Here is a 23,323-nt window from a genome sequence, read left to right as displayed (position 1 = left end):
CACGCCGGCAAGAGCCGGCGAAGCGATGTCAGGTCAGGCGCGGGGCACCGTCTCCATCGGGAAGATCATCACCGCGCCTTTGGGACCGCTCTTGTCGGCAAGCCGCATCACCGAGCGCGTCGCCGGCGCCATGCCGATGTCGGCCAGCATGTCGGAAAAACCAGGCGTTCCCGATGCGGCACGCGTCACGGCGCGCACGCCTTCCTGGGCAAGAAAGCTCAGATCCTCTTTCTCGCTCTGCGGCGGCGCCTCGGTCAGCACGGCAATCATGCGCTCCATGCCGAAGCTGGTGTCGGTGAAGGCGAGCAGCCCTTCCTTCAGGCCCTGATCGGCCTGCTGGTTGATCGGCGCCAGCCGCTCGGCGACGATATGGGTGATCGAATAGTCGCTGCCGATGTAGAGCACGTTGATGTCGACGAACTCGTCGGACCCGTTCTTGGCCGCAATGTGTACCTGATCGCCCGGCGAAACGCGCGGCACCGTCGAGGATTCGATCGGCTCCAGCACATCGCTGTCCTGGCGCTTGATCAGGAACTGGACGCTGACCTCGTCCGGCCGGTAGTCGGACGCCGCGGCGAGCCGCGACAGGCCGGTGGCGCGGAAGATCGTGGTCAGGTTCTTGGCTGTGTTTTCCGCAAGCTTGTCGCGGCCATCCTGATGGATGACGATGCGCGGCGGCTTGCTGCCGTCCTTCAAGCTGATGTCGCCGGACGCCGGCAGGAACCACAGCGCCGGTTCGTCGCTGGCGTTGGCGGCAGCGCCGTCCATGGATTTTTCGCGCAGCACCGCAAGCCGCAGATCGGCGCTCTTGCCGGGCTCGACCAGCGCGATGTGGAAGCCGGACTTCGGCTTCGCCACCAATTCGTCCAGAACCGAATTGACCAGCTCGGTTTCTTTATCGAGCCCTGCGGTCGGCGCCGGCTTTGCCACCAGCAGCTTGTAGTCGACTGCGAGTTCGGCAACGCGCGCATAGGCGCCGGCGGGCACCGCCGTCGGCGCAAGCGCCGGCTTGCCGTCGAATTCGACCGGTGCGAGCTGGCTTTCGAGGTTTTTTGCCAATTTCACTTCGAGATAGCCGACGGCGTCGGAGAGCTTCGACAGCGCCGAAGGCAAAATGGCGAGCTTGCTGCCGGGGGTCAGACCCTGCAGCAGCCCGGCGCCGATCGCGACATCGCCGTCCTTGACGGCAATCGGCCATTGCATGACGGCGTCGGTCTTGTCGGTGCCGAACACGCGGGCGTCCAGTTCGCCCTCGAACAGGGGCGTCGGCCTTGTGCGGCCGTCGGCCGAATATTGCTGCAGCACGGCCTGGCCGAGCTGGCGATAGGTGACGTTGGGGTTCTCGGCCAATATCGACAGGATGGTGAAGGTGAACAGGCCGAAGCGCGGCGCGTCGGGCGTGCCCTTGGGCAGCGGCATTTCCGGCGTCGTCTCGACCGTCTGCGCGGCATAGAAGGCGACCAGCTTGCCCCTGGCGATCGGCTCTGCGCCGGTCGGCGTCAGGTTGAAGGCCGGCTTGCGGCCGCCATTCTCGTCGAAACCGCGCGATGCGCTTGCCGAGATGTCGTCATAGGTCTTCACCGCCGCTGCTCTCGCCGCGTTGTCGCCGCCGACGAGGTCGGCGAACTCGACCTTGCGCTCCAGTTCGTCATCGACTTCCGCGGCGCGCGTCGCGGTGCCCGAATGGCAGCAGTCGAACACCACCCAGACAAAGGCGCCCTTGTCGCGGATGGCGTCGAGTGCGGCGCCGACCTCGTTGTCGACCAGCGCGTTCGGCACGCCCTCTTCGCGGTTGATCCATTTGTCGATATCGGACGGCAGGAAAATCTCGTCGAGGCCGTCGGTCTCGTCACCGGCCTTGGCTTGCGGCTGCTGGGCGCCGTGGCCCGACAGATGCAGATAGACGAAATCGTCGCGTTGCACCTTGCCGGCGAGGTCGGCAAGGGCGGCCTTGATCGCCGCATGCGTCGGCGGGCCGTTGGCGCCTTCGACGTCCTTGGCGAGCAGGATCACATTCTCGGCCGAGAACTTCACCGGATCGGGCGTGTTCTTCAGGAGATAGTCGCGCACCAGGCCGGCATCGTTCTTCGGCCCGATCAGCCAGTTCTTCTGCGGCAGGTTCGGATAGTCGGTGCAGGCAACCAGCAGCGCGTGATAGGTGCGCGAGGCGGCGAGAGCGCGGAACGAAACCGTACCGGCAGCCACAAGCGCCGACGTGCCGACGAGCAGCGTCCGTCGTGTCAGTTTGATCATAATTGCTTCCCCAAGCCCGATCGAATTTGCAAGTGCGGCACCTTTCGTCGCGAATTTTGTCAGTATTTTGAATGTGGTCGGTGCCGTCAATCGGCGGTGGTGGTCATGGTGTCGATGGCGATAACGGAAACAGTGGCAAAAAGCCTGCTTCATCGCTATCTCAAGAGAATTGAGACCGTCGCATGGCAGAAATGATTTGCGAGCGGCGCTGGATCAAACAGATGGAACGATGTCGTCCGAGAACCGCTCCACACTTTTCGGCATCATGCTCTAAACGATCGGAAAACGGGATCATGGCGGCAAGGGATGTGCTGACGAAGAATCAGCTGAGCGTGCTCGAAAAGCTCGAGGCCGCCAGCGGACCGCTCAGCGCCTATACGCTTCTCGACCAGCTGCGCGAGCGCGGTTTCCGCGCGCCGCTACAGGTTTACCGGGCGCTCGACAGCCTGGTGAAGTCAGGCTTCGTGCACCGGTTGGAAAGCCTCAACTCCTTCGTCGCCTGCGCCGAACCGCACGACCATACGCATTCGATGACAGCCTTCGCTATCTGCGACACATGCGGGCAGGTGATGGAGATGTCCGACCATGACGTCGACCATCGGCTGGACGAATGGGTGCGCTCGACCGGGTTTGCTGCGAAGAAGGCGGTGATCGAGTTTCGAGGGACGTGTGCCAAGTGCCTGGCTGAGGCTGCCTAACGTTTCGACGCTGGCGGGACAGCACCCCCTCTGTCCTGCCGGACATCTCCCCCGCAAGGGGGGAGATTGGCAGTTCAAGCGCTGCGCCCATTGCAGCAACGTCGGAGATTGGCGAAACCGGAAGTGGCGGCTGATCTCCCCCCTTGCGGGGGAGATGCCCGGCAGGGCAGAGGGGGGTGTGAAGGATCGCGGCGTATCCGGCGCTAATGCGCCTCGTCCCAGTTGTTCGCTGCGCGGGCATCGACATGCAGCGGCACCGACATCGAGATGGCCGGCATCGGCGCGTTCTCCATCACCCTGCGCACCACGGGGATCGTCGCCTCGACTTCCGCTTCAACCGTCTCGAAGATCAATTCGTCATGCACCTGCAAGAGCATGCGGGCGGACAGGCCGGCCTTTTCCAGCGCCTCGTCCATATGCACCATGGCGCGGCGGATGATATCGGCAGCGGTGCCTTGCAGCCTGGCGTTGATCGAGGCGCGCTCGTTGAAGGCACGGATCGACGGGTTTGACGACCGGATCTCAGGATAGTGGATGCGGCGGCCGAAGATGGTTTCGACGAAGCCATGCTCGCGGGCATAGGCTTTTGTTGCCTCGATATAGTCGCGGATGCCGGGGAAACGCTCGAAGTATTTCTTGATGTAGGCGCCGGCCTCCTCGCGCGGGATCGACAGCTGGTTGGCCAGCCCAAAGGCCGAGATGCCGTAGATGATGCCGAAATTGATCGCCTTGGCGCGGCGGCGCACTTCGGAAGGCATGCCTTCGACCGGCACGTTGAACATTTCCGAGGCGGTGATGGCGTGGATGTCGGCGCCATTGGCGAAGGCCTGCTTCAACTGCGGGATCTCGGCGACGTGGGCAAGCACGCGCAGTTCGATCTGGCTGTAGTCGGCCGAGACCAGTTTCTGGCCCTTGTCGGCGATGAAGGCCGTCCTGATCTTGCGTCCCTCCGCGGTGCGCACCGGGATGTTCTGCAGATTGGGATCGGAGGAGGACAGCCGGCCCGTCGTCGTTGCGGCCAGCGCATACGATGTGTGCACGCGCCTGGTGTCGGGATGGATGAAGCCGGGCAGCGCGTCGGTGTAGGTCGATTTCAGCTTGGTCAGCTGGCGCCAGTCGACGATCTTGCGCGGCAGTTCGTGGCCTTCGGCGGCGAGGTCTTCCAGAAGCTGCGCGGAGGTCGACCATTGCCCGGTCTTGGTCTTGGAGCCGCCGGGCAGGCCCATGCGGCCGAACAGGATGTCGCCGAGTTGCTTTGGCGACCCGATGTTGATGCGCTCGCCGACAAGGCCGTAGATCTCCTCCTCCAGCCGTGCAGCGCCTTGCGCCAGCTCGCCGGAGAGCCGCGACAGGATCTGGCGGTCGACCGAGATGCCGCGCTGTTCCATCCGCGCCAGCACCGGCACCAGCGGCCGTTCCAGCCGCTCATAGACCGAAACCAGGCCCTTGGCGGCAAGTCGCGGCTTCAGCACCTGCCATAGCCGCAGCGCTACGTCGGCATGGCCGGCGGCGTAGGCGGTCGCCCGGTCGATGTCGACCTGCTCGAACCCGACCGAGCTTCTGCCGGAACCGGCGAGATCCTTGAGCGGCGTCGTGGCATGGCCGAGCCATTTGTCGGCAAGCGAGGACAAAGTGTGGTGGCCGGTGCCGGCGTCGAGCACATAGGAAATCAACATCGTGTCGTCGAAGGGTGCGATATCGATGCCGTGGCGGCTCATGACGACGATGTCGTATTTGGCGTCCTGGGCGATCTTGAGCACCGATTTGTCTTCCAGCAACGGCTTCAGCAGCGCCAGCGCCTCGCGGACCGGAATCTGGTTCTCCAGCGTGCCGCCGCCGAGCAGGTCGCCAGCGCCGCTCTTGTGGGCGAGCGGCACATAGGCGGCGCGGCCGGGGCCGATCGCCAGGGAGAAACCGATGAGGTCGGCCAGCATCGGATCGGAAGACGTGGTTTCGGTGTCGAAGGCGACGGTTCCGGTCTCCTTGGCTTGGGCCAGCCAGGTCTTGAGCGTTGCCGTGTCGCGGATGGCGACATAGGCGGCAGGATCGATTTTGGCCGCGGCGGCCGTTTCCAGGCGAAGTGCGGCAAGCAGCGAAGGCGCGTCCCCGGCCCTTGCGGTTTCGGATTTGGCTTCATCCTGTGTTGCCGCAGGCACCGGTGTGCCGGAGCCGACATCGGGGCCGTGCGCGGTGTCGGCGCGCTCGACGGTGACGGCGACAGCCTGCACATCGCCGGCTTCGGTGCTGGTCGCCTCGGCCACACGGCGGGTCAGCGAGGTGAATTCCATGGTTTTGAGAAAGCCGATCAGCTTCGGCCCATCCGGCGCATGCAGCACGAAATCGTCGAGCCCGTCGGTCACCGGCACGTCGTTCTTCAGCGTCACCAGCTGGCGCGATATGCGCGCCTTGTCGGCATTGGCGATGATGGATTCGCGCCTCTTGTCCTGCTTGATCTCGCTGGCCCGGGCGAGCAGCCCGTCAAGGTCGCCGAACTGTTCCAGAAGCTGCGCCGCCGTTTTCGGCCCGATGCCGGGTACGCCCGGCACATTGTCGACGGAGTCGCCGGTCAGCGCCTGCAGGTCTATCATCTTTTCCGGCGGCACGCCCCATTTCTCGATGACTTCGGGGATGCCGATCTGGCGGTCCTTCATCGGGTCGTACATGCCGACCGTGGGTCCGACCAGCTGCATCAGATCCTTGTCAGAGGAGATGATAGTGGTGTCGCCGCCGGCCTCGCACGCCAGCCTGGCATAAGTGGCGATGAGGTCGTCGGCCTCGTAGCCTTCGATCTCGATGCAAGGCAGGTTGAAGGCCACGGTTGCCTGGCGGATCAGACCGAATTGCGGGATCAGGTCTTCGGGCGGTGCGTTGCGGTTGGCCTTGTATTCCGGGTAAAGATCGTTGCGGAAGGTTTTCGACGAATAATCGAAAATGACCGCTAAATGCGTCGGCACGATGCCTACATCGGTGTTGCGGGCGTCCTGCATCAGCTTCCACAACATGTTGCAGAAGCCGGAGACCGCGCCGACCGGCAGCCCATCGGATTTGCGGGTCAGCGGCGGCAGCGCATGATAGGCGCGAAAGATGTAGCCGGAGCCGTCGATAAGGAAGAGATGGTCGCCTTTTTTCATGCCGGCAGGGATAGCGCGGCAGGACGGCGCGGTCCATGGCAAAGGCGGGCTTCCAACAGGTGTTGCGGCGACATGCTGACAGAGCCTGCCTGCCGATAGGTCCTGCTGCTGTTTGCCTCGGCGCTCACGGCTATGTTACAAAAGTGTAATTTTTGTGCCCTTGAAACGCCACGATCCGAGACACAAATAAAGGTCATCGGCAGTTTTCGCCGAGTCCGGAGCAAGGCCCGTCCCCCGCCTATCCCGGACAATTGCGGCAGCCTATCCCCCCTCTCCGGGCTGCCGCATCGTTTCGAGTAAAAGACCGCCGTGGTTCCCCTCCACCACGGCGGTTCTTTTTTGCCTTCTGACAAGTGTTTACGGTCCGTGGTCCAACGATCGCGGGCTTTTCGTTTTGATGCGCTGCCTTTACGGTCCCGGCACCGAAAAGAAAGGCCCGCAGTAATGTCCACCATTTCCTCCGTCCTCGACCGTCTCGACAAAAATCTCGACCAGAGCCTGGAGCGCCTGTTCGGCCTGCTCCGCATCAAGTCGATCTCCACCGATTCAGACTATGCCGCCGACTGCCGCAAGGCCGCCGAATGGCTGGTGGCGGACCTCAAGCTGATCGGCTTCGACGCTTCGGTGCGCGACACGCCGGGACACCCGATGGTGGTTGCGCACCATGAAGGCCCCGCCGGTTCGCCGCATGTGCTGTTTTATGGCCATTACGACGTGCAGCCGGTCGATCCGATCGAGCTTTGGGAGAACGACCCGTTTGCGCCGGCGGTCAAGGAGATCGAGCCCGGTCACAAGGTAATCACCGGCCGTGGCTCGGCCGACGACAAGGGGCAGCTGATGACCTTCGTCGAGGCCTGCCGCGCCTGGAAGCAGGTGCATGGCAATCTGCCCTGCCGCATCACCATCCTGTTCGAGGGCGAGGAGGAGTCCGGTTCGCCGTCGCTGAAGCCGTTCCTCGAGGCCAATGCCGATGAGCTCAAGGCCGATTTCGCTCTGGTCTGCGACACCGGCATGTGGGACCGCGAAACGCCGTCGATCTGCGTTTCGCTGCGCGGAATGGTCGGCGAGGAGGTCACCGTCAAGGCCGCCGATCGCGACCTGCATTCGGGCCTCTATGGCGGCGCCGCCGCCAACCCGATCCGCATCCTGGCGAAAATCCTCGCCGACATCCATGACGAGAACGGCCACATCACCATTCCCGGCTTCTATGACGGGGTCGAGGAAACGCCGTCGCAGATCCTGAAATCATGGGAAACTCTGGGCGAGACCGCCGAAACCTTCCTCGGACCGATCGGCCTCTCGATCCCGTCGGGCGAAAAAGGCCGCTCGGTGATGGAACTGACCTGGGCGCGGCCGACGGCCGAGTTCAACGGCATCATCGGCGGCTACACCGGCAAGGGGTTCAAGACGGTGATCGCGGCGGAAGCGTCGTCGAAAATCTCCTTCCGCCTCGTCCACAAGCAGGACCCCGAGAAGATCCGCGCCGCGTTCCGGGAATTCGTCAAGGCGCGCATTCCCAGGGACTGTTCGGTCGAATTCCACCCGCATGGCGGCGGGCCGGCAATTCAGCTTTCCTACGACTCGCCATTCCTGGCCAAGGCCAAGACTGCGCTGTCGGATGAATGGCCGAAGCCAGCGGTGACGACCGGCAGCGGAGGCTCGATACCGGTGGTCGGCGACTTCCAGACCTATCTCGGCATGGAATCGCTGCTGGTCGGGTTCGGGCTCGACGACGACCGCATCCACTCGCCCAACGAGAAATACGAGCTGACCTCCTTCCACAAGGGCCAGCGCTCCTGGGCGCGCATTCTCGATGCGCTGACGCGCTGAGGAGGCTGGGAAGTTTTCTTGTTGATTTTTCAGCGGATCGCGGCGAGGACGAGTTACGCCGCGATCCGGAGACAACTATGCCCGACATCCGCTTCCACAAGAACGATCTGCCCGACCTCGCCCACTACAATGTCGACGCGGTGGCCATCGATACCGAGACGCTGGGGTTGAACCCGCACCGCGACCGGCTTTGCGTGGTGCAGATCTCGCCCGGCGATGGCTCGGCCGACGTGATCCAGATCGCGCCCGGCCAGAAGAAAGCGCCGAACCTCGTCAGCCTGCTCCGCAACCGCGGCATATCGAAACTGTTCCACTACGGCCGTTTCGACCTCGCCGTGCTGTACAATGCCTTCGGCGTCATGCCGGAGCCGGTGTTCTGCACCAAGATCGCCTCGCGGCTGACCCGCACCTATACCGACCGGCACGGCTTGAAGGACATCTGCTTCGAACTGCTTGGCGTCGGCCTGTCGAAGGCGCAGCAATCGTCGGACTGGGCGGCCGAGACCCTGTCGCCCGAACAGCTCGAATATGCCGCTTCCGACGTTCTCTATCTGCACCGTCTGCGCGAGGTGCTGGCTGGACGCCTGGCGCGGGACGGGCGCACCAAGGAAGCCGACGCCTGCTTCCGCTTCCTGCCGACGCGTGCCAAGCTCGATTTGATGGGTTGGGACGAAGAGGATATTTTTGCCCACAGCTGATGGCCTTCGGATAACGCTTCCGGCAGCCTTGCAACCAGACACGCGTCGTGGCGTTCTGTCGACTCAATGAGGGGGATGACGTGGCAGACCGCAAACCGATAGCGACCGCCCCGACGGATGGATCCAAGGTCACTGTTCTGTGGAAGGACGGCGCCGGCGTCGTCAGCGAATCCGTCGGGCAATATCGCGACGGCGCCTGGTGGGTCTACACCGACAGCGATACCCAGAAAAAGGTCGACCCGACCAGCTGGCGGCCAGTCTCCAGCGACGATGACGACGATCAATGAGCGCCGCTGGCGGGTGCAACTGCTTTCGCATAGCCTGAAGTCGTTGATATCGAGGCCGATTCGGGGCCTTCCGCTCCGTAGCCTCTCTTCCTGGAGGAACGCGTCATGGGCATCGAAAGCCTTCTCATCTTCATCATAATCGGCGCCATTGCCGGCTGGCTCGCCGGCCTCATCGTCTCGGGCTTCGGCTTCGGCCTCATCGGCAACATCGTCGTCGGCATTATCGGCGCCCTGATCGCCGGCTGGCTGTTTCCAAGGCTGGGCTTCGCAATCGGCGGCGGCATTCTGGCTGCCATCATCAACGCCACGATCGGCGCTGTCATCCTGCTGGTGCTGGTCAAGGTCTTGAAGCGAGCGTGACGCTCGATACGAAACGGAGCGCGCCATGAAACAGAACACCCTCTATCTCCTCATCGGCGCGCTCTTGGTCGTGGTCATTGCGCTAGGTATCTATGTCTATCACGAGCAGACCAAGCCAAAGGGCGTGGAGCTGAAGATCGACGACAAAGGCATTTCGATCCAGCAGAATTGATGATGTCCGCCTGCGGGTGGCGCTGATTTGTCATCCAGGCATTTTACGGCGATTTGGGAGTTGCCTTGTGCGAATATTTGCACATCGTGATTGACTTTCGTTTCCACTATGTGCAAAAATTTGCACATAGATTTGAGCCGAGAAATGAACGAAACCAACACCGCCAAAGTCAAGGGCCGGCTCGAGAGGGAGGGCTGGAAGAACGTCGGCGGCACGAAGCATGACAAGTACAAAAAGGACGGAATGCCGACGATCATGGTTCCTCGCCACAGGACTCTGACGCCGTTGGTAGCTCGGTCTATCGCCCAGGCGGCAGGTTGGGCCTAACGGCTTACAAAATCGGAATAAGGAAAGTTCTTAGATATGTCTCGCTATGTCGCACTCGTGGATGCTGCCGACGGCTTTGTCGGCGTCTCGTTTCCCGATGCTCCTGGCTGCGTCGCGCAGTCGGAAAGCCGGGACGAGGCTGTAAAGGACGCTATGGCCGCGTTGGCCGAATGGGTGGCTGAAGAAATCGCGGACGGCCGTAAAATCCCCACTCCTCGCAAAGTCGAGGCGCTTTTAGAAGATGCTGAGGTTCGAGCAGCGCTCGCCGCTGGCGCTATCTTGATGTCCGTGCCCTTGATCCGAGATGCCGGCCGTCCGGCCCGGGCCAATATCTCGTTGGATGCCGGTTTGCTCGCCGAGGCTGACGAAACAGCCAATCGGTTGGGGGTCACCCGATCGGCCTTTGTCGCCGCCGCGTTGCGAGACAAGATCCGTCAAACTGTTTGAACAGTGATCTCGGGCACCCGCCAAAGTACCGCGTTGCCGACGCCTGTTAGCCAGCGGCAGCGGATTTTAGAAATTCTTAAGGAATTTCAGAAGGGTGCATAAACCCTGCTTTAACGCGCCCTTAAACCGCCGCATCTACCCTCCAACCCGAGCGCCATTGATACCGGGAAGACAGCGCAACGCATGGCGAACCGCAGAGACAGTCGCGTCGAACCCAGCTTCGAGGGATCGCCAAAGGCGAAATCCGCGGCCGGTTTTTCGGTGAACGAGGAGGATCGGGTCGTGCCGGCCAATCGCAAATCATCTTCGGCGCGCAAAACCTCCAAGGCAAAATCATCGTCACGCGGCAAGCGCGGCAAACCCCGGCGCGGGCTGTTCGGCGTGATGGCCCGGATGTTCTACTGGTGCTTCGTGCTCTGCATCTGGGGCGGCATCGCGGTGGCCGGCATCGTCGTCTATTACGGCGCCAAGATGCCGGCGGCGACCACCTGGTCGATCCCCGACCGTGCGCCCAACATCAAGATCGTCTCGGTCGACGGGCAACTGCTTGCCAACCGCGGCATGAGCGGCGGCGAGGCGGTCGGCCTGCACGAAATGTCGCCCTACATTCCGGAAGCCGTCATCGCCATCGAGGACCGCCGCTTCTATTCGCATTTCGGCATCGACCCGATCGGCCTGTCACGCGCCATGGTGACCAATGTTCTGGGCCGGCGTTTCTCGCAGGGCGGCTCGACGCTGACCCAGCAACTGGCCAAGAACCTGTTCCTGAAGCCCGACCGCACGCTGGAGCGCAAGGTGCAGGAAGTGCTGCTGGCGCTGTGGCTGGAGCACAAGCATACCAAGGACCAGATCCTCGAAATGTACCTCAACCGGGTCTATTTCGGCTCCGGCGCCTATGGCGTCGAGGCGGCCTCGCGCCGCTATTTCGGCAAGAGCGCGCGCGACGTCACTCTGTCGGAGGCGGCCCTTCTCGCCGGCCTCTTGAAGGCGCCGTCGCGACTGTCGCCGGCGCGGGATCCGAAGGCGGCGGAGGAGCGTTCGCAGCTGGTGCTCGCCGCCATGCGCGACGAAGGCAAGATCAGCGCCAAGGAACTGGCCTCGGCGATGAGCGCGCCGGCAACGCGCGCGCCATCCTACTGGACCGGTTCGGAAAACTACGTCGCCGACACCATCATGGAAGAGCTGCCCGATTTGATCGGCGACGTGCGCAGCGACATCGTCGTCGACACCACCGTCGACCTCAACCTGCAGAAGCTCGCCGAAGAGTCGATCCGCCGGCTGATCGACGAGAGCGGCAAGAAGCTCAATGTCAGCCAGGGCGCGCTGGTCTCGATCGACAATTCCGGCGCCGTGCGCGCCATGGTCGGCGGCTACGACTATTCGACCAGCCAGTTCGACCGCGCCTCCGAAGCACGCCGTCAACCGGGCTCGGCCTTCAAGCCGTTCGTCTATATGGCCGCGCTGGAAGCTGGTCGCACGCCCGACAGCGTGCGCAACGACGCACCGATCAAGATCGGCAAGTGGACACCGGACAATTACGGCGGCAAGTATTTCGGCAAGGTGACGTTGGCGACCGCTTTGGCGAAGTCGCTGAATTCCGTCGCGGCACAGCTAACCATGGAGGTCGGCCCCGACGCGGTGGTCGAGGCGGCGCATCGCATGGGCATCCAATCCGATCTGATCGCCAACACCTCAATCGCGCTCGGCACCTCGGAAGTGACGCCGCTGGAGCTGACATCGGCCTATGTGCCGTTCGCCAATGGCGGCTACAAGCCCGACATCCATTTCATCCGCCGCATCACCACGACCGAAGGCAAGGTGCTCTATGACGACAATGGCGGCAGCGCGCCGCGCGTCGTCAAGCCGAACATTGTCGGCATGATGAACTCGATGATGACCGGCACGGTCGAGATCGGCACGGCGAAGAAGGCGGCCTTCGCCTGGCCGTCTGCCGGCAAGACCGGAACCAGCCAGAATTCGCGCGACGCCTGGTTCGTCGGTTACACCGCAAACCTCACCACCGGCGTGTGGTTCGGCAACGATGACGGCACGCCGATGAAGAAGGTCACCGGTGGCGCGCTGCCGGCACAGGCCTGGCACGAGTTCATGGTGGCCGCGCATGAAGGCGTGCCGGTCCGGCCGCTGCCCGGCACCTGGAAGTCGACGCCGCCCGACACCATCGTGCCCGACGATATTCCGTCAGTCGATAACAATCAGGCGGCGCCGTTGCCTGCCGTGGCCGTCAGCCGTTCTGAGCCTGCTGCCGCACCGGCACCTGCTGCTGTACCCGCACAAGCACCGGTCCGCCGTCCGGCCGAAACCGTCGATGCCGACGGTTTCAACATGCCGGGCGACGGCGGCACCACGGCCTCGATCAAGCATCCGGTACCGCCGGGCAGCGTCGGCGGCCCGACCAAGAAGCGGAAAACCTCAATCCTGGATATTCTCGGCGGCGGCTGAGCGGCTCGTCATTCTAGCTTCGAACCAAATGCGAGCTGGCAATCCGTTCCTCATATGAGAGCTGCGGTGACAATTCGGCCTCTCGCCACCTTCGCGGCATTCGGCTACATCTCCGGCCGGAGTGACAGACATGGCTGAGACCGACACCAGAAAAACCATCGTGCTGACCGGAGCCAGCCGCGGCATCGGACATGCCACGGTCAAGCGCTTTTCGCGTGAGGGCTGGCGGGTCATCACCTGTTCGCGCCAGGCTTTTGCCGAGGATTGCCCGTGGCCAGCCGGCCCAGAGGACCACATCAAGGTCGATCTCGCCGACCAGGAGGATGTCGGCATCGCCGTCTCGGAGATCCGTCACCGGCTGGAAGCGCATGGCGGGCAATTGCACGCGCTGGTCAACAATGCCGGCATTTCGCCGAAGCTCAAGGACGGCAACAGCCGCATGGATTCGATCGACACGCCGATGCATGTCTGGCGCGACGTGTTCCAGGTCAATTTCTTCGCGCCGATCATGCTCGCGCGGGGCCTCTTCAAGGAGCTTGCTGCAGCAAAAGGCTCGATCGTCAACGTCACCTCGATCGCCGGCACGCGCGTGCATCCTTTCGCCGGCACCGCCTATGCGACCTCGAAGGCGGCGCTCGGCTCGCTGACGCGCGAGATGGCGCATGATTTCGGCCCGCACGGCATCCGCGTCAATGCGATTGCGCCGGGCGAGATCGACACCGCGATTCTGTCGCCTGGCACCGACAAGATCGTCGAGACGATCCCACTCAGGCGCCTTGGCGCCACCTCGGAAGTCGCCGACATCATCTTCTTCCTGTGCTCGCAGCAGGCGTCCTATGTGACGGGCTCGGAAATCCACATCAATGGCGGCCAGCACGTCTGAGCGCTGACAGACTGCTCATTCGGCGATGGTGAGAACAGCCTTGCCGCTGAAGCTGCGCTGCCGCAAGGCGTCCAGGGCCTGGGCGATGTCTGTCCACGGCACGGTCATGGACACGCGGGTTTCCAGCTGGCCGGCCGCGACCAGAGCGAGCAGCGAGGCGATGTCCGCGCCAATGGCTGGACCGGATGTGTAGTAGGCGAAAGTCTGAAGCCCCGCTCCCTCATGGCCCGGAACGAATTGTCTGAAGCCAACCGGCGTGAGTTCGCCGCTGCTCGAACCGAACATGACGATGGTGCCGCGGGGGGCGACGCGTTCGATGGCATGGGCGAGGCTTTGGCCGCCGACCGACTCGGTGATCAGAGAGAATGGCCCTTCGGCCAGTTCGATCGACTCGACGACCTCGTGAGCACCAAGACCGCGGAGATCCTCGGCGTGCCGGGCGGCGGCGATTGCAGTCACCGCGGCGCCTTGCTCGCGGGCGAGCTGGATCTGGAAACGGCCGACCGCACCGCTCGCGCCGGTGATCAGGACCTGCTGTCCCGCGAGGTCGCCGCCATGGCGCAAGACCCTTAGGGCCGTCGTGCCCGCCACGGGAAGCGTGGCGGCGGAAACGAAGCTGACCTCGTCCGGGATGACGGCGAGGCGGTCGGTCGGAACGGCGACCCGTTGCGCCCAGCCGGCCTCGTCGACCAAAGCCACAACCCGGGCGCCGACGGCAGGCCCGGAGCCATCGGCTGCCGCCCGTTCGACAATCCCTGCGATGTCCTGGCCGGGTATCCAGCCTTTTGGGCGTATGGTGAGCAGGCGCAGTTCGCCGCGGTTCAACGAGGTTGCGTGGACGCAGACAAGCGCTTCGTTGGCGAGGGGTTGAGGTTCGTTGGCCTCGGCAAACGTCAGTCCGGTGGGGCTGTCGGGAGAGATGACGAGGGCGCGCATGGGAAGCCTTCCTGCCGGTTTGTGAAATGCCAGCCACGAACCAGAGCCTATCGACTTCCCGGATCAAAGAATTTAGCTATCATGGCGAATAGTCGCTAAAAGCCGTCAATCATGAGACAGCCTCTCCGCTACCCCTGGGCCAATTTCGACGTCGATGATGTGATCGCTCCTGCAATTGCGGTTCGCGTCGATGTCACCGAAACCAAAGCGGAAGTGGCGACCCATTGGCATCGGAAGGGCCAGCTCGTCTTCGCGCTCGGCGGTGGCGTCACCTGCCGCGTGCCCAGCGGTCTGTGGATGGTGCCGCCGCATTGCGGGGTGTGGATTCCCGGTGGCATGGGACACAGCAATATCGCCACCGCCAATGCGCGGATTTTCTTCGTCTATATCGAGCCGGGAGCCGCCGATCTGCCGGACCGCTGCTGCACGCTGTCGATCTCGCCATTGTTGCGCGAACTGATCATCGAGCTGGCCGATCGCGTGGAGGAGGATGAGGCGAGGGACGTGCTCCTGACCACGATCCTGCTCTCCGAACTGCCGCGCATGCCGGTTCAGCTATTGCATCTGCCGATCTCCGCCGAGCCGCGCTTGCGGCGGATCGCCGAGGCGCTGGCGCAAGACCCGGCCGACCGCAGCACGCTTGCCGAGTGGGCCAATCGCGTCGCGCTGAGTGAAAGCAGTCTTGCCCGTCTGGTGGTGAAGGAAACCGGCCTGAGCTTCGGCCGCTGGCGCCAGCAATTGCATCTGATCGTCGCCATAAGGGAGCTGGCCTCCGGTGCGAGTGTCCAGCAGGTTTCGGGCGATCTCGGCTACGCCTCCGTCACCGCCTTCATCACCATGTTCAAGAAGGCGCTTGGCAAGCCGCCGGCAAAGTATCTCGCCAGCGTCGCGCACAATGGCGGCTCCGCCTTCGTTGGATGATCGATGCGCCTGTGGCAAGCCTCAGGCCGGGGAGGGCTCAATGGCTTCGGGGCGCGGCATCGGCTTTTGCTCCAGCACTTCTTGCACGATGCCGCGGGCGATCTCGCGTTCGCCCATGATGACGGTGTCGGCGCCGAGGCCTTTGAGATGCTCGACCTCGGCATCGGAATGGGCCCTCGCTATGACGTTGATGCCGGGATTCGCGGCGCGTGCCCTGAGCACGATCTGCCCGGCCTCGAACGCGTTGGGGATGGCAAGGATCAATCGCCTGGCGCCCTGCGGATTGGCGGCGGCGAATACACCTGCATTGGCCGCGTTGCCGGAGACGATTTCGACGCCGTCGTCTCTCAGCCTCGCCAGCGTCTTGTCGGCGTCCTCGATGACCAGGAAGGACAGCGATGCCTGTTTCAGCGCCGCGCCGACCAGGCTGCCGACGCGGCCGTAGCCGATCAGGATGGTGTGGCCCGAAAGCGTTGTGCGTGGCGGTGGGCCATCCTCTTTTGCCGCGGCGGCCACCGAGGCCACTTGTCCGGGCTGCGTCGCCGGGCCGACCGGCTTGGCCTCTTCCGGTGGTGCTGCCTTGGCGCGCGCGTCCAGCCATGGCTTCATCCAGTCGAGGGCGAGGAACATCAGCGGATTGGCCAGGATCGACAGGATGGCGCCTGCCAGGATCAGGTCGCGTCCCTGTTGCGGCAACAGCTTCAGCCCGACGCCGAGCTCCGCCAGGATGAAGGAGAATTCGCCGATCTGCGCGAGGCTGGCCGAGATCATCAAGGCGGTTCCCAGCGGATAGCGGAAGGCGACGACGATGACGAAGGCGGCCAGCGACTTGCCGATGACGATGATGGCCAGCGTCGCCAGGATCGGCCAGCCATTGCTCATCAGGCTGAACGGATCGAACAGCATGCCGACCGAGACGAAGAACAGCACCGAGAAGGCGTCGCGCAGCGGCAGTGATTCCTCCGCCGCGCGGTGGCTGAGCTCGGATTCGCTCATGATCATGCCGGCGAAGAAGGCACCGAGCGCCAGCGAGACGCCGAACAGTTTGGCGGCGCCGAAGGCGACGCCGAGCGCGATCGCCAGCACCGCCAGCCGGAACAGTTCGCGCGAGCCGGTATGGGCGACGTAATGCAGGATCCACGGAATGACGCGGCGGCCAACCACCAGCATGACGATGACGAAGGCGACGACCTTGGCCAGCGTGAGGCCGACGACGCCCCAGATGCCGAAGCTGGCCGGCAGCGACAAAAGGCTCGCATGGTCATCGACCTGCGGCTGGCCGCCGAGCACGCCGGCCAACGCCGGCAAAAGCACCAGCGCCAGCACCATGGCGAGGTCCTCGACGATCAGCCAGCCGACGGCGATGCGGCCGCGCTCGGTCTCGATCAGCCGTCGCTCCTGCAACGCGCGCAACAGCACCACTGTGGACGCGACGGAAAGCGCTAGGCCGAAGACGAGGCCTGCGCCCATCGACCAGCCGAGCATCCAGGCAAGGCCGGCGCCCAGCGCGGTGGCAAAGCCGATCTGGACGATGGCGCCGGGTACGGCGATGGCGCGGACGGAGAGAAGATCCTTCAGCGAGAAATGCAGGCCGACGCCGAACATGAGCAGGATGACGCCGATTTCGGCCAGCTCATTGGCAAGACCGGCATCGGCGACGAAACCCGGCGTGTTCGGTCCAACCAGCACGCCGGCGACGAGATAGCCGACCAGCGGCGGGATGCGAAAACGGTTGGCGAGCGCCCCGAAGATGAATGCCAGCCCCAGACCGGCGACGATGGTGGCGATAAGGGGCGTGTCATGCGGCATTGTCTGTGGAGCGCCTTTCGGGAAATGTGGGGTGTGCGCCGCCCGCAGCCGCCGCCTTTGCAATATGGTGGAGGGGGTGCGGGCCACGCAACCCGCGAGACGTAAATTGGTGGCCAGAGGCGCCGAAAAACGAAAGGCGCGCGCAGCGAAAACGCTGCGCGCGCGAATGATCTATGAGATAGCGTCAGGCTGCCTGCTGCAGCATGGCCTCGATGTCGATCAGCGGGCGGTTGGTCAGTGTCTTTGGGATCTCCGCCTGCACCTTGTCGGTGACTTCCTTGTGCAATTTCTTGCGCATGGTGCCGAGCACCAGCGGCGGCGCGACCAGCACGATGTCGTCGAAGATGCCGTGATGGGCGAGCTTGTAGAGCCGGTCCGCGATCTCTTCGGCAAAGCGTTCCTTGCCCTGCCGGTGCCAGTCGGTTTCCTCAACCGCGCTGCGATGCACGGAGGGGCCGTCATTGTAGCGGCCGGGACTGTCGCTGCCTTGTTCGCGCGTTGCCGGATTGTCCTGGTTCATCTCCTGGAAGAGCTGCAGGTGCGGATAGAGATTGTCGCCCTCGTTCTTCAGGAACAGCGCTTTCTCGCCATCGGCCACCATGACCAGAAGGCCATGTTTCAGGTTGATCTTGCTCATTTGCGGGCTCCTGCTTGAAGGTTCAAATCCAGCCGACGATTGTCTGTTACGGCAGGGGCAGAACGCGTGGCGAAGCGGGAACGTTCCACTTCGTTCGCCGAGATCGCACGCAGCCATATCCAGCCCGATCTAACGTCCATCGGAGCAATGTCCGAGGTGACGGCTTTAATCTACTAAATTAGTAGAATTTAGAAAAAACAATTTTGCAGCTTGGCCGCCTGCCGGATAAAAGAGCCGCAGAACAAGGCCTGCGGCAGCAGCTTGAATCCGCCTGATATGCGGATGTGGAATATTTTTCTCTTGGCCCTTTGGCTTGCGGAAAACCGATTGCCTCCCGTCAGGGGATGCGCGAGTGGGTTCCTTCAGCTTTTTCGCGTCCGCGCCTAAAACTGCCGAATTGTTCCGGAATCTGTTCGTCATGCCGCACACCAATCCCAAGCTCACCGCGTTCCCGGTCTTCATGCGGGTCGAAGGCGAAGCCGTGGCCATCGTCGGCGGCGGAGGCGAAGCGTTGGCCAAGGCGCGGCTACTTGATCAGTCGAGTGCTGTGCTTCGCATCATTGCCGATGTTGCCGACGCCGAATTGCTGAGCTTCATCGCCACGACCGGCGCCATCCGTATCGACGCCCCCTACGACGCCGCGCATCTCGAAGGCGCGGTCCTGGTGTTTGCCGCCAGCGGCGACGAGACGCTCGACCGCCGCGTCGCCCACGATGCGCGCCGCCTTGGCATTCCGGTCAATGCCGTCGACCGGCCGGAGCTATGCGATTTCTTCACCCCGGCGCTGGTCAACCGCGCCCCGGTCGCCATCGCCATCGGCACGGAAGGCGCGGGTCCGGTGCTGGCGCAGATGCTGCGCAGCCGCATCGACCGCATGCTGTCGCCGTCGCTCGGGCCGCTGGCAGCGCTTGCCGCCTCGTTCCGGGGTGCCGCCGAAAAGCTGCTGCCGAAAGGCAACGCCCGCCGCCAGTTCTGGAGCAGTTTTTTCCAGGGTGCACCGGCGCGCGCCGTCGAAGCCGGCGAGCTTTCGCAGGCGCATGACGCCGCCGCCGATCTGTTGCTGTCGAAGGCTCCGGCTTCGGGCCATATCGCGTTGGTTGGCGCCGGGCCAGGTGCTGAGGATCTTCTGACGCTGCGCGCGCATCGGCTTTTGATGGAAGCCGACGTCATCGTCTATGACGCGCTGGTGCCGGAGGCGATCGTCGCCATGGGCCGCCGCGACGCCGAGCGGCTGCCGGTCGGAAAACGCAAGGGATGCCACACCAAGAGCCAGGCCGAGATCAATGCGCTGCTGGTCGATCTCGGCAGGCAGGGCAAGCGCGTCGTGCGGCTGAAGTCGGGCGACCCGCTCGTGTTCGGCCGCGCCGGCGAGGAGATGGCCGCACTGCGCGATGCCGGCATCGCCTATGATGTCGTCCCCGGCGTCACCGCCGCCTTTGCCGCCGCCGCCGACTTCGAGCTGCCGCTGACGCTGCGCGGCGTCTCCTCGTCGATGGTGTTCACCACCGGCCATGATCTGAAGGGCAATTCGCTGCCGGATTGGGCCAAGCTCGCCATTTCCGGCGCCACCGTCGCCGTCTATATGGGCCGCTCGGTCGCCGCCGAAGTCGCCGGACGACTGATCGAGGCCGGCCTGTCGCCGGACACGGCGGTTGCCGTGGTCGAGAATGCCAGCTTGCAGAACCGCCGCCGTTTCCACGGCACACTGGCCGATTTGCCGTCGCTGGAAGAGCGCGCCGATCTGGCCGGTCCGGTGATGACCATCATCGGCGACGCGGTTGCCGGCGCCAACTTTGAACGTTCCGAGCCGCTCGCGGCCCATAACTATGAGGGCGCCGCCAACGCGGCCGACGCAGAGGTCGAGCCATGAAGATACTGACCGCAAACCGCCTCTCCGACGGCATCGCCGTCTGGTACGCCGATGGCGGCTGGGCCGAGACGGTCGACCATGCCGACCTTGCCCATGACCAAGCGGCAGAGGACAGGCTGGAAGCAATCGGCGCCAAGGCCAACGCCAACAATCAGGTTGTCGACGTCAATCTGATCGACGTTGAAGTCATCAATGGCGTCGTCGTGCCGGTACGCTTGCGCGAAAAGATCCGCGCCGCCGGCCCGACCATCCGGGAAGATCTGGGCAAGCAGGCTGCGCGGGCAGCGTAACAAAATACGGGCGGACGCGCCCTGAAAGACGAAACATGTACCGCTACGATGAGTTCGACCACGATTTTGTCCAGGCCCGCGTCGCCGAGTTCAGCGACCAGGTCGAACGCCGGCTGTCCGGCGAGATCACCGAGGATCAGTTCCGGCCGCTGCGGCTGATGAACGGCGTCTACCTGCAGCTGCACGCCTACATGCTGCGCATCGCGGTGCCCTATGGCACGCTGAACAGCGCGCAACTGCGCATGCTCGGCCACATCGCGCGCAAATACGACAAGGGCTACGGCCACTTCACCACGCGCCAGAACATCCAGTTCAACTGGCCGGCGCTGTCCGACATTCCGGCGATCCTGGCCGATCTCGCCAGCGTCGAGATGCATGCCATCCAGACCAGCGGCAATTGCATCCGCAACGTCACCGCCGATCACTTTGCCGGCGCCGCCGCCGACGAGGTCGCTGATCCGCGCCCCTATGCCGAGATCCTGCGGCAATGGTCGTCTGTGCATCCGGAATTCTCGTTCCTGCCGCGCAAGTTCAAGATCGCGGTGACCGGGGCCGAGCGCGACCGCGCCGCCATCCAGACGCATGATATCGGTCTGCATCTGAAGAAGAACGCCGCCGGCGAGCTCGGCTTTGCCGTCTATGTCGGTGGCGGCCAGGGCCGCACGCCGATGGTGGCGCGCAAGATCCGCGACTTCCTGCCGGAAGCCGACCTGCTGTCCTACTGCACGGCGATCCTGCGCGTGTACAACCTCTATGGCCGCCGCGACAACAAGTACAAGGCGCGCATCAAGATCCTCGTCCACGAGACCGGCGTCGAGGAAATCACCCGCCAGGTCGAGGCCGAATGGCAGGAGCTGAAGGACGCCGAGCTGAAGCTGCCGGAAGCCGACATCCGTGCCATCGACGCCTATTTCGCGCCGCCGGCACTGACCGCCCGGCCGGAAGGCGACGCGGCGATCAAGCTGGCGCGGCTCGATTCCAAAAGCTTCTCGGATTGGCTCGACCAGAATGTCGTGACGCATCGCCATCCCGACTATGCCGCGGTGACGATTTCGCTGAAAGGTATCGGCGAAGTGCCGGGCGATGCCACCGACAGCCAGATGGAAGCGGTCGCCGACATAGCCGAGAAATACGCGTTCGACGAACTGCGCGTCAGCCATGAGCAGAACCTGATCCTGCCGCATGTGGCGCGCGCCGATTTGAAAGCGGTCTACGACGCTTTGGTCGACATTGGCCTCGCGACGGCCAATTCCAACCTGATCAGCGACATCATCGCGTGCCCTGGCCTCGATTATTGCGCGCTGGCGACAGCGCGCTCGATCCCGATCGCGCAGGAGATTTCGCTTCGCTTCGCCTCGCTGGAGCGGCAGCGCGAGATCGGCGAATTGAAGCTGAAGATTTCCGGCTGCATCAATGCCTGCGGACATCACCATGTCGGCCATATCGGTATCCTCGGCGTCGAGAAGAAAGGCTCCGAACTCTACCAGGTGACGCTTGGCGGATCGGCCGACGAGAACACCTCGGTTGGCGAAATCATCGGCCGCGGCTTCTCTTCGGAAGAGATCACGGACGCCATCGAGCAGATCGTCGACACCTATCTCGGCCTTCGGCTCGGTCCCAGTGAACGTTTTATCGACGCCTACCGCCGTGTCGGTCCCGCGCCGTTCAAGGAGGCGCTCTATGCTGGCGAAACCAAGGCCGCTTGACCGCATCGTCGACGTCGACGACAGCATCGCCGCCAAAGCGGCGGGCTTCGACGCGCTGTATGGACATCTGAGCCCGCTCGACATCATCGAACGCGCGGCGAGCGAATTGTTTCATGACGAGATCGCCGCCGTGTCGTCCTTCGGCGCGGATTCCGCCGTCCTGCTGCATATGATCGCCAAGGTCGACCGCACGCTGCCGGTCATCTTCCTGGACACCGGCAAGCATTTCGGAGAGACGCTGGGCTATCGCGATGCGCTGGTCGCCGATTTCGGGCTGACCAACATCAGGGTGATCAAGCCCGAAGACGCGGCGCTCGAGCGGGTCGATCCGACCGGCAATCTGCACCAGAGCAATACCGATGCCTGCTGCGACGTGCGCAAGGTCGAGCCGCTGGCGCGCGGCGTCGCCCCCTTCCGCGCCTGGCTGACCGGCCGGAAGCGCTTCCAGGCGGCGACGCGAGCCGCGCTGCCGGTGTTCGAGGCGGTCGGCCCGCGCGTACGCGTCAATCCGCTGGCGCACTGGACGACATCCGACCAGGCTGACTACATGCGCGCGCATGCGCTGCGCGAAAATCCGCTGGTTGCGTACGGCTATCTGTCGATCGGCTGCTTCCCATGCACGCAGCCGGTGCAGCCGGGCGAGGATGCGCGAAGCGGACGCTGGGCCGGTCATGCCAAGACCGAGTGCGGCATCCATCTGTCGGGACTGGAAGTGTCGCTGACCGACGCATCCCTTTAAGCTATGGTGATATTCAGGTGAGGCTGGCCTGCAACGGCGGCTTCCGCTCGGAGGCCGCCGGTTTCGTGTGGACCGGCTTTCGCGGACTTTCGATTTTTAGGGCTTTAGGAATTTTCTATGACTGAACAGACCACAGCGGAGACCCGCCTCTGGACCCGGACGGGTTTTCGCGAAGACGAGTGGACACATGCCGAAAGTGCGGATGCACTGGCGGGCAATGGCCGCTTCATCCTGCCGTTGCAGGCATTTCTCGGCCTCGATGCCGAGGTGCGGCGCTCGGCCAAGGAGCGGCTGGGCGTCGCATTGCTGCCGGGCGACCAGCTGGAAAAGATCGTGGATCTGCTCGACCAGCTGTCGCTGGTGGCGCTGGCCTTTCCGGCCTTCAGCGACGGCCGCTCGTTTTCCAAGGGCGAATTGCTGCGCAGCCGCTACGATTTCGAGGGCGCGGTCCGCGCCACGGGCCAGGTGCTCGTCGACCAGCTGCCGCATATGCTGCGCCTCGGCTTCGACGAGTTCGAGATCTCCAACCCGGTTCTGCTGAAGCGCCTCGAAGAAGGCCGCACAGGCGGGCTGGGCCTTTACTATCAGCCGACCGAAGCGTCGGAGCCGAAGGGGCCGAAATACTCCTGGCGGCGCGTTCGCAACAGCTGACGCGACGGTAATTCCGCCTGTCTTTACAAAGACTGTGATCGGGCCTTCTCCTGGCTGTCCGGACGGAAATATCCGCGGGGCGCGAGGGAGGAATCGGCGCTCATCGGCGGCAACACCAATGCACCGTCCATCATGATCGCCGAAAAGGCGCCTGACATGATCAGGGCTGCAAGGTCTGGATGCGCGAGGAGCGCAAGGCTGCCTGAGCCGGTTTTTGG

General features: G+C 63.8%; 22 protein-coding genes. 16 read left to right on the top strand and 6 right to left on the bottom strand.

The features are described from left to right. Nucleotides 1-33 precede the first annotated feature (33 nt). A complete protein-coding gene (locus tag NLY36_RS10820) occupies nucleotides 34-2,253 on the bottom strand; it encodes a caspase family protein (protein ID WP_023735122.1) in 2,220 nt (739 codons plus the stop codon). Between the two features lie 293 nt (nucleotides 2,254-2,546). Here NLY36_RS10820 and NLY36_RS10815 point away from each other — a divergent pair, with 293 nt between their 5' ends. Then, nucleotides 2,547-2,951 (top strand): Fur family transcriptional regulator, encoded by a 405-nt coding sequence (locus NLY36_RS10815; protein WP_023669789.1) that lies wholly within the window; start codon nucleotides 2,547-2,549, stop codon nucleotides 2,949-2,951. A gap of 203 nt (nucleotides 2,952-3,154) precedes the next feature. Here the strand turns inward: NLY36_RS10815 and polA are convergent, their stop codons facing one another. Next, on the bottom strand, nucleotides 3,155-6,082 hold the full coding sequence (gene polA / locus NLY36_RS10810) for a DNA polymerase I (protein WP_023700122.1): 2,928 nt from the start codon (nucleotides 6,080-6,082) through the stop codon (nucleotides 3,155-3,157). A gap of 444 nt (nucleotides 6,083-6,526) precedes the next feature. On the opposite strand from polA, the gene NLY36_RS10805 reads away from it, so the two are divergent. The 9 genes from NLY36_RS10805 (at nucleotide 6,527) to NLY36_RS10765 (ending at nucleotide 13,546) form a co-directional block, all read left to right on the top strand. Beyond that, the gene (locus NLY36_RS10805) at nucleotides 6,527-7,912 is read left to right on the top strand and encodes a M20/M25/M40 family metallo-hydrolase (protein ID WP_023686593.1); all 1,386 of its coding nucleotides are present in this window, start codon (nucleotides 6,527-6,529) and stop codon (nucleotides 7,910-7,912) included. Between the two features lie 77 nt (nucleotides 7,913-7,989). Further along, nucleotides 7,990-8,610 carry a ribonuclease D gene (locus tag NLY36_RS10800; RefSeq protein WP_023698188.1) on the top strand — a complete coding sequence of 207 codons (621 nt, stop codon included), beginning with the start codon at nucleotides 7,990-7,992 and terminating at the stop codon, nucleotides 8,608-8,610. Between the two features lie 80 nt (nucleotides 8,611-8,690). Continuing rightward, on the top strand, nucleotides 8,691-8,897 hold the full coding sequence (locus NLY36_RS10795) for a hypothetical protein (protein ID WP_023683046.1): 207 nt from the start codon (nucleotides 8,691-8,693) through the stop codon (nucleotides 8,895-8,897). 105 nt (nucleotides 8,898-9,002) lie between these two features. Then, complete coding sequence (locus NLY36_RS10790) at nucleotides 9,003-9,257, top strand: GlsB/YeaQ/YmgE family stress response membrane protein (protein WP_023683047.1); 255 nt, start codon at nucleotides 9,003-9,005, stop codon at nucleotides 9,255-9,257. 25 nt (nucleotides 9,258-9,282) lie between these two features. After that, on the top strand, nucleotides 9,283-9,429 hold the full coding sequence (locus NLY36_RS10785) for a hypothetical protein (RefSeq protein ID WP_023683048.1): 147 nt from the start codon (nucleotides 9,283-9,285) through the stop codon (nucleotides 9,427-9,429). Nucleotides 9,430-9,573: 144 nt separating this feature from the next. Continuing rightward, nucleotides 9,574-9,756, top strand: coding sequence for a hypothetical protein (locus NLY36_RS10780; protein ID WP_023733598.1), 183 nt, complete (start codon nucleotides 9,574-9,576; stop codon nucleotides 9,754-9,756). Nucleotides 9,757-9,792: 36 nt separating this feature from the next. After that, on the top strand, nucleotides 9,793-10,203 hold the full coding sequence (locus tag NLY36_RS10775; protein ID WP_023669779.1) for a type II toxin-antitoxin system HicB family antitoxin: 411 nt from the start codon (nucleotides 9,793-9,795) through the stop codon (nucleotides 10,201-10,203). 183 nt (nucleotides 10,204-10,386) lie between these two features. After that, nucleotides 10,387-12,663, top strand: coding sequence for a transglycosylase domain-containing protein (locus NLY36_RS10770; protein WP_023669778.1), 2,277 nt, complete (start codon nucleotides 10,387-10,389; stop codon nucleotides 12,661-12,663). Between the two features lie 130 nt (nucleotides 12,664-12,793). Further along, a complete protein-coding gene (locus NLY36_RS10765; RefSeq protein ID WP_023669777.1) occupies nucleotides 12,794-13,546 on the top strand; it encodes an SDR family NAD(P)-dependent oxidoreductase in 753 nt (250 codons plus the stop codon). Between the two features lie 15 nt (nucleotides 13,547-13,561). Here the strand turns inward: NLY36_RS10765 and NLY36_RS10760 are convergent, their stop codons facing one another. Continuing rightward, a complete protein-coding gene (locus NLY36_RS10760) occupies nucleotides 13,562-14,482 on the bottom strand; it encodes a zinc-binding dehydrogenase (protein ID WP_023735121.1) in 921 nt (306 codons plus the stop codon). Nucleotides 14,483-14,593: 111 nt separating this feature from the next. Between NLY36_RS10760 and NLY36_RS10755 the strand changes: the two genes are divergently transcribed. Continuing rightward, a complete protein-coding gene (locus NLY36_RS10755) occupies nucleotides 14,594-15,403 on the top strand; it encodes an AraC family transcriptional regulator (protein WP_023686588.1) in 810 nt (269 codons plus the stop codon). Nucleotides 15,404-15,424: 21 nt separating this feature from the next. Here NLY36_RS10755 and NLY36_RS10750 read toward each other — a convergent pair whose 3' ends face one another. The 3 genes from NLY36_RS10750 to NLY36_RS10740 all read right to left on the bottom strand — a co-directional run bounded on the left by NLY36_RS10750 (nucleotide 15,425) and on the right by NLY36_RS10740 (nucleotide 18,269). Further along, complete coding sequence (locus tag NLY36_RS10750; protein WP_023735120.1) at nucleotides 15,425-17,212, bottom strand: cation:proton antiporter domain-containing protein; 1,788 nt, start codon at nucleotides 17,210-17,212, stop codon at nucleotides 15,425-15,427. Nucleotides 17,213-17,396: 184 nt separating this feature from the next. Then, the gene (locus NLY36_RS10745) at nucleotides 17,397-17,849 is read right to left on the bottom strand and encodes a baeRF12 domain-containing protein (RefSeq protein ID WP_023686586.1); all 453 of its coding nucleotides are present in this window, start codon (nucleotides 17,847-17,849) and stop codon (nucleotides 17,397-17,399) included. Between the two features lie 165 nt (nucleotides 17,850-18,014). After that, nucleotides 18,015-18,269 (bottom strand): hypothetical protein, encoded by a 255-nt coding sequence (locus NLY36_RS10740; RefSeq protein ID WP_155923307.1) that lies wholly within the window; start codon nucleotides 18,267-18,269, stop codon nucleotides 18,015-18,017. Here NLY36_RS10740 and cysG point away from each other — a divergent pair. The 5 genes from cysG to NLY36_RS10715 all read left to right on the top strand — a co-directional run bounded on the left by cysG (nucleotide 18,268) and on the right by NLY36_RS10715 (nucleotide 23,105). Continuing rightward, on the top strand, nucleotides 18,268-19,719 hold the full coding sequence (gene cysG / locus NLY36_RS10735) for a siroheme synthase CysG (protein ID WP_023704213.1): 1,452 nt from the start codon (nucleotides 18,268-18,270) through the stop codon (nucleotides 19,717-19,719). The genes NLY36_RS10740 and cysG overlap by 2 nt on opposite strands. Then, on the top strand, nucleotides 19,716-20,009 hold the full coding sequence (locus NLY36_RS10730; RefSeq protein WP_023669771.1) for a DUF2849 domain-containing protein: 294 nt from the start codon (nucleotides 19,716-19,718) through the stop codon (nucleotides 20,007-20,009). The genes cysG and NLY36_RS10730 overlap by 4 nt, the downstream gene beginning before the upstream one ends. Nucleotides 20,010-20,044: 35 nt before the next feature. Then, on the top strand, nucleotides 20,045-21,715 hold the full coding sequence (locus tag NLY36_RS10725; protein WP_023683051.1) for a nitrite/sulfite reductase: 1,671 nt from the start codon (nucleotides 20,045-20,047) through the stop codon (nucleotides 21,713-21,715). Further along, complete coding sequence (locus NLY36_RS10720; protein WP_023669769.1) at nucleotides 21,690-22,454, top strand: phosphoadenylyl-sulfate reductase; 765 nt, start codon at nucleotides 21,690-21,692, stop codon at nucleotides 22,452-22,454. The genes NLY36_RS10725 and NLY36_RS10720 overlap by 26 nt, the downstream gene beginning before the upstream one ends. 117 nt (nucleotides 22,455-22,571) lie before the next feature. Continuing rightward, the gene (locus NLY36_RS10715; RefSeq protein ID WP_023669768.1) at nucleotides 22,572-23,105 is read left to right on the top strand and encodes a DUF934 domain-containing protein; all 534 of its coding nucleotides are present in this window, start codon (nucleotides 22,572-22,574) and stop codon (nucleotides 23,103-23,105) included. The last annotated feature ends 218 nt before the right edge of the window (nucleotides 23,106-23,323 follow it).

Origin of the sequence: Mesorhizobium sp. C399B (assembly GCF_030323185.1) — a bacterium.
GTDB lineage: Bacteria > Pseudomonadota > Alphaproteobacteria > Rhizobiales > Rhizobiaceae > Mesorhizobium.
Note: the sequence above shows the minus strand (reverse complement) of the source record. Positions and strands in the feature narration are given on the sequence as shown.

Bases quoted from the DNA above. Each gene is read 5' to 3' on its own strand.
- NLY36_RS10820 (WP_023735122.1), bottom strand. From the start codon at position 2,253: ATGATCAAACTGACACGACGGACGCTGCTCGTCGGCACGTCGGCGCTT.
- NLY36_RS10815 (WP_023669789.1), top strand. From the start codon at position 2,547: ATGGCGGCAAGGGATGTGCTGACGAAGAATCAGCTGAGCGTGCTCGAA.
- polA (WP_023700122.1), bottom strand. From the start codon at position 6,082: ATGAAAAAAGGCGACCATCTCTTCCTTATCGACGGCTCCGGCTACATC.
- NLY36_RS10805 (WP_023686593.1), top strand. From the start codon at position 6,527: ATGTCCACCATTTCCTCCGTCCTCGACCGTCTCGACAAAAATCTCGAC.
- NLY36_RS10800 (WP_023698188.1), top strand. From the start codon at position 7,990: ATGCCCGACATCCGCTTCCACAAGAACGATCTGCCCGACCTCGCCCAC.
- NLY36_RS10790 (WP_023683047.1), top strand. From the start codon at position 9,003: ATGGGCATCGAAAGCCTTCTCATCTTCATCATAATCGGCGCCATTGCC.
- NLY36_RS10785 (WP_023683048.1), top strand. From the start codon at position 9,283: ATGAAACAGAACACCCTCTATCTCCTCATCGGCGCGCTCTTGGTCGTG.
- NLY36_RS10780 (WP_023733598.1), top strand. From the start codon at position 9,574: ATGAACGAAACCAACACCGCCAAAGTCAAGGGCCGGCTCGAGAGGGAG.
- NLY36_RS10775 (WP_023669779.1), top strand. From the start codon at position 9,793: ATGTCTCGCTATGTCGCACTCGTGGATGCTGCCGACGGCTTTGTCGGC.
- NLY36_RS10770 (WP_023669778.1), top strand. From the start codon at position 10,387: ATGGCGAACCGCAGAGACAGTCGCGTCGAACCCAGCTTCGAGGGATCG.
- NLY36_RS10765 (WP_023669777.1), top strand. From the start codon at position 12,794: ATGGCTGAGACCGACACCAGAAAAACCATCGTGCTGACCGGAGCCAGC.
- NLY36_RS10760 (WP_023735121.1), bottom strand. From the start codon at position 14,482: ATGCGCGCCCTCGTCATCTCTCCCGACAGCCCCACCGGACTGACGTTT.
- NLY36_RS10755 (WP_023686588.1), top strand. From the start codon at position 14,594: ATGAGACAGCCTCTCCGCTACCCCTGGGCCAATTTCGACGTCGATGAT.
- NLY36_RS10750 (WP_023735120.1), bottom strand. From the start codon at position 17,212: ATGCCGCATGACACGCCCCTTATCGCCACCATCGTCGCCGGTCTGGGG.
- NLY36_RS10745 (WP_023686586.1), bottom strand. From the start codon at position 17,849: ATGAGCAAGATCAACCTGAAACATGGCCTTCTGGTCATGGTGGCCGAT.
- cysG (WP_023704213.1), top strand. From the start codon at position 18,268: ATGCCGCACACCAATCCCAAGCTCACCGCGTTCCCGGTCTTCATGCGG.
- NLY36_RS10740 (WP_155923307.1), bottom strand. From the start codon at position 18,269: ATGACGAACAGATTCCGGAACAATTCGGCAGTTTTAGGCGCGGACGCG.
- NLY36_RS10730 (WP_023669771.1), top strand. From the start codon at position 19,716: ATGAAGATACTGACCGCAAACCGCCTCTCCGACGGCATCGCCGTCTGG.
- NLY36_RS10725 (WP_023683051.1), top strand. From the start codon at position 20,045: ATGTACCGCTACGATGAGTTCGACCACGATTTTGTCCAGGCCCGCGTC.
- NLY36_RS10720 (WP_023669769.1), top strand. From the start codon at position 21,690: ATGCTGGCGAAACCAAGGCCGCTTGACCGCATCGTCGACGTCGACGAC.
- NLY36_RS10715 (WP_023669768.1), top strand. From the start codon at position 22,572: ATGACTGAACAGACCACAGCGGAGACCCGCCTCTGGACCCGGACGGGT.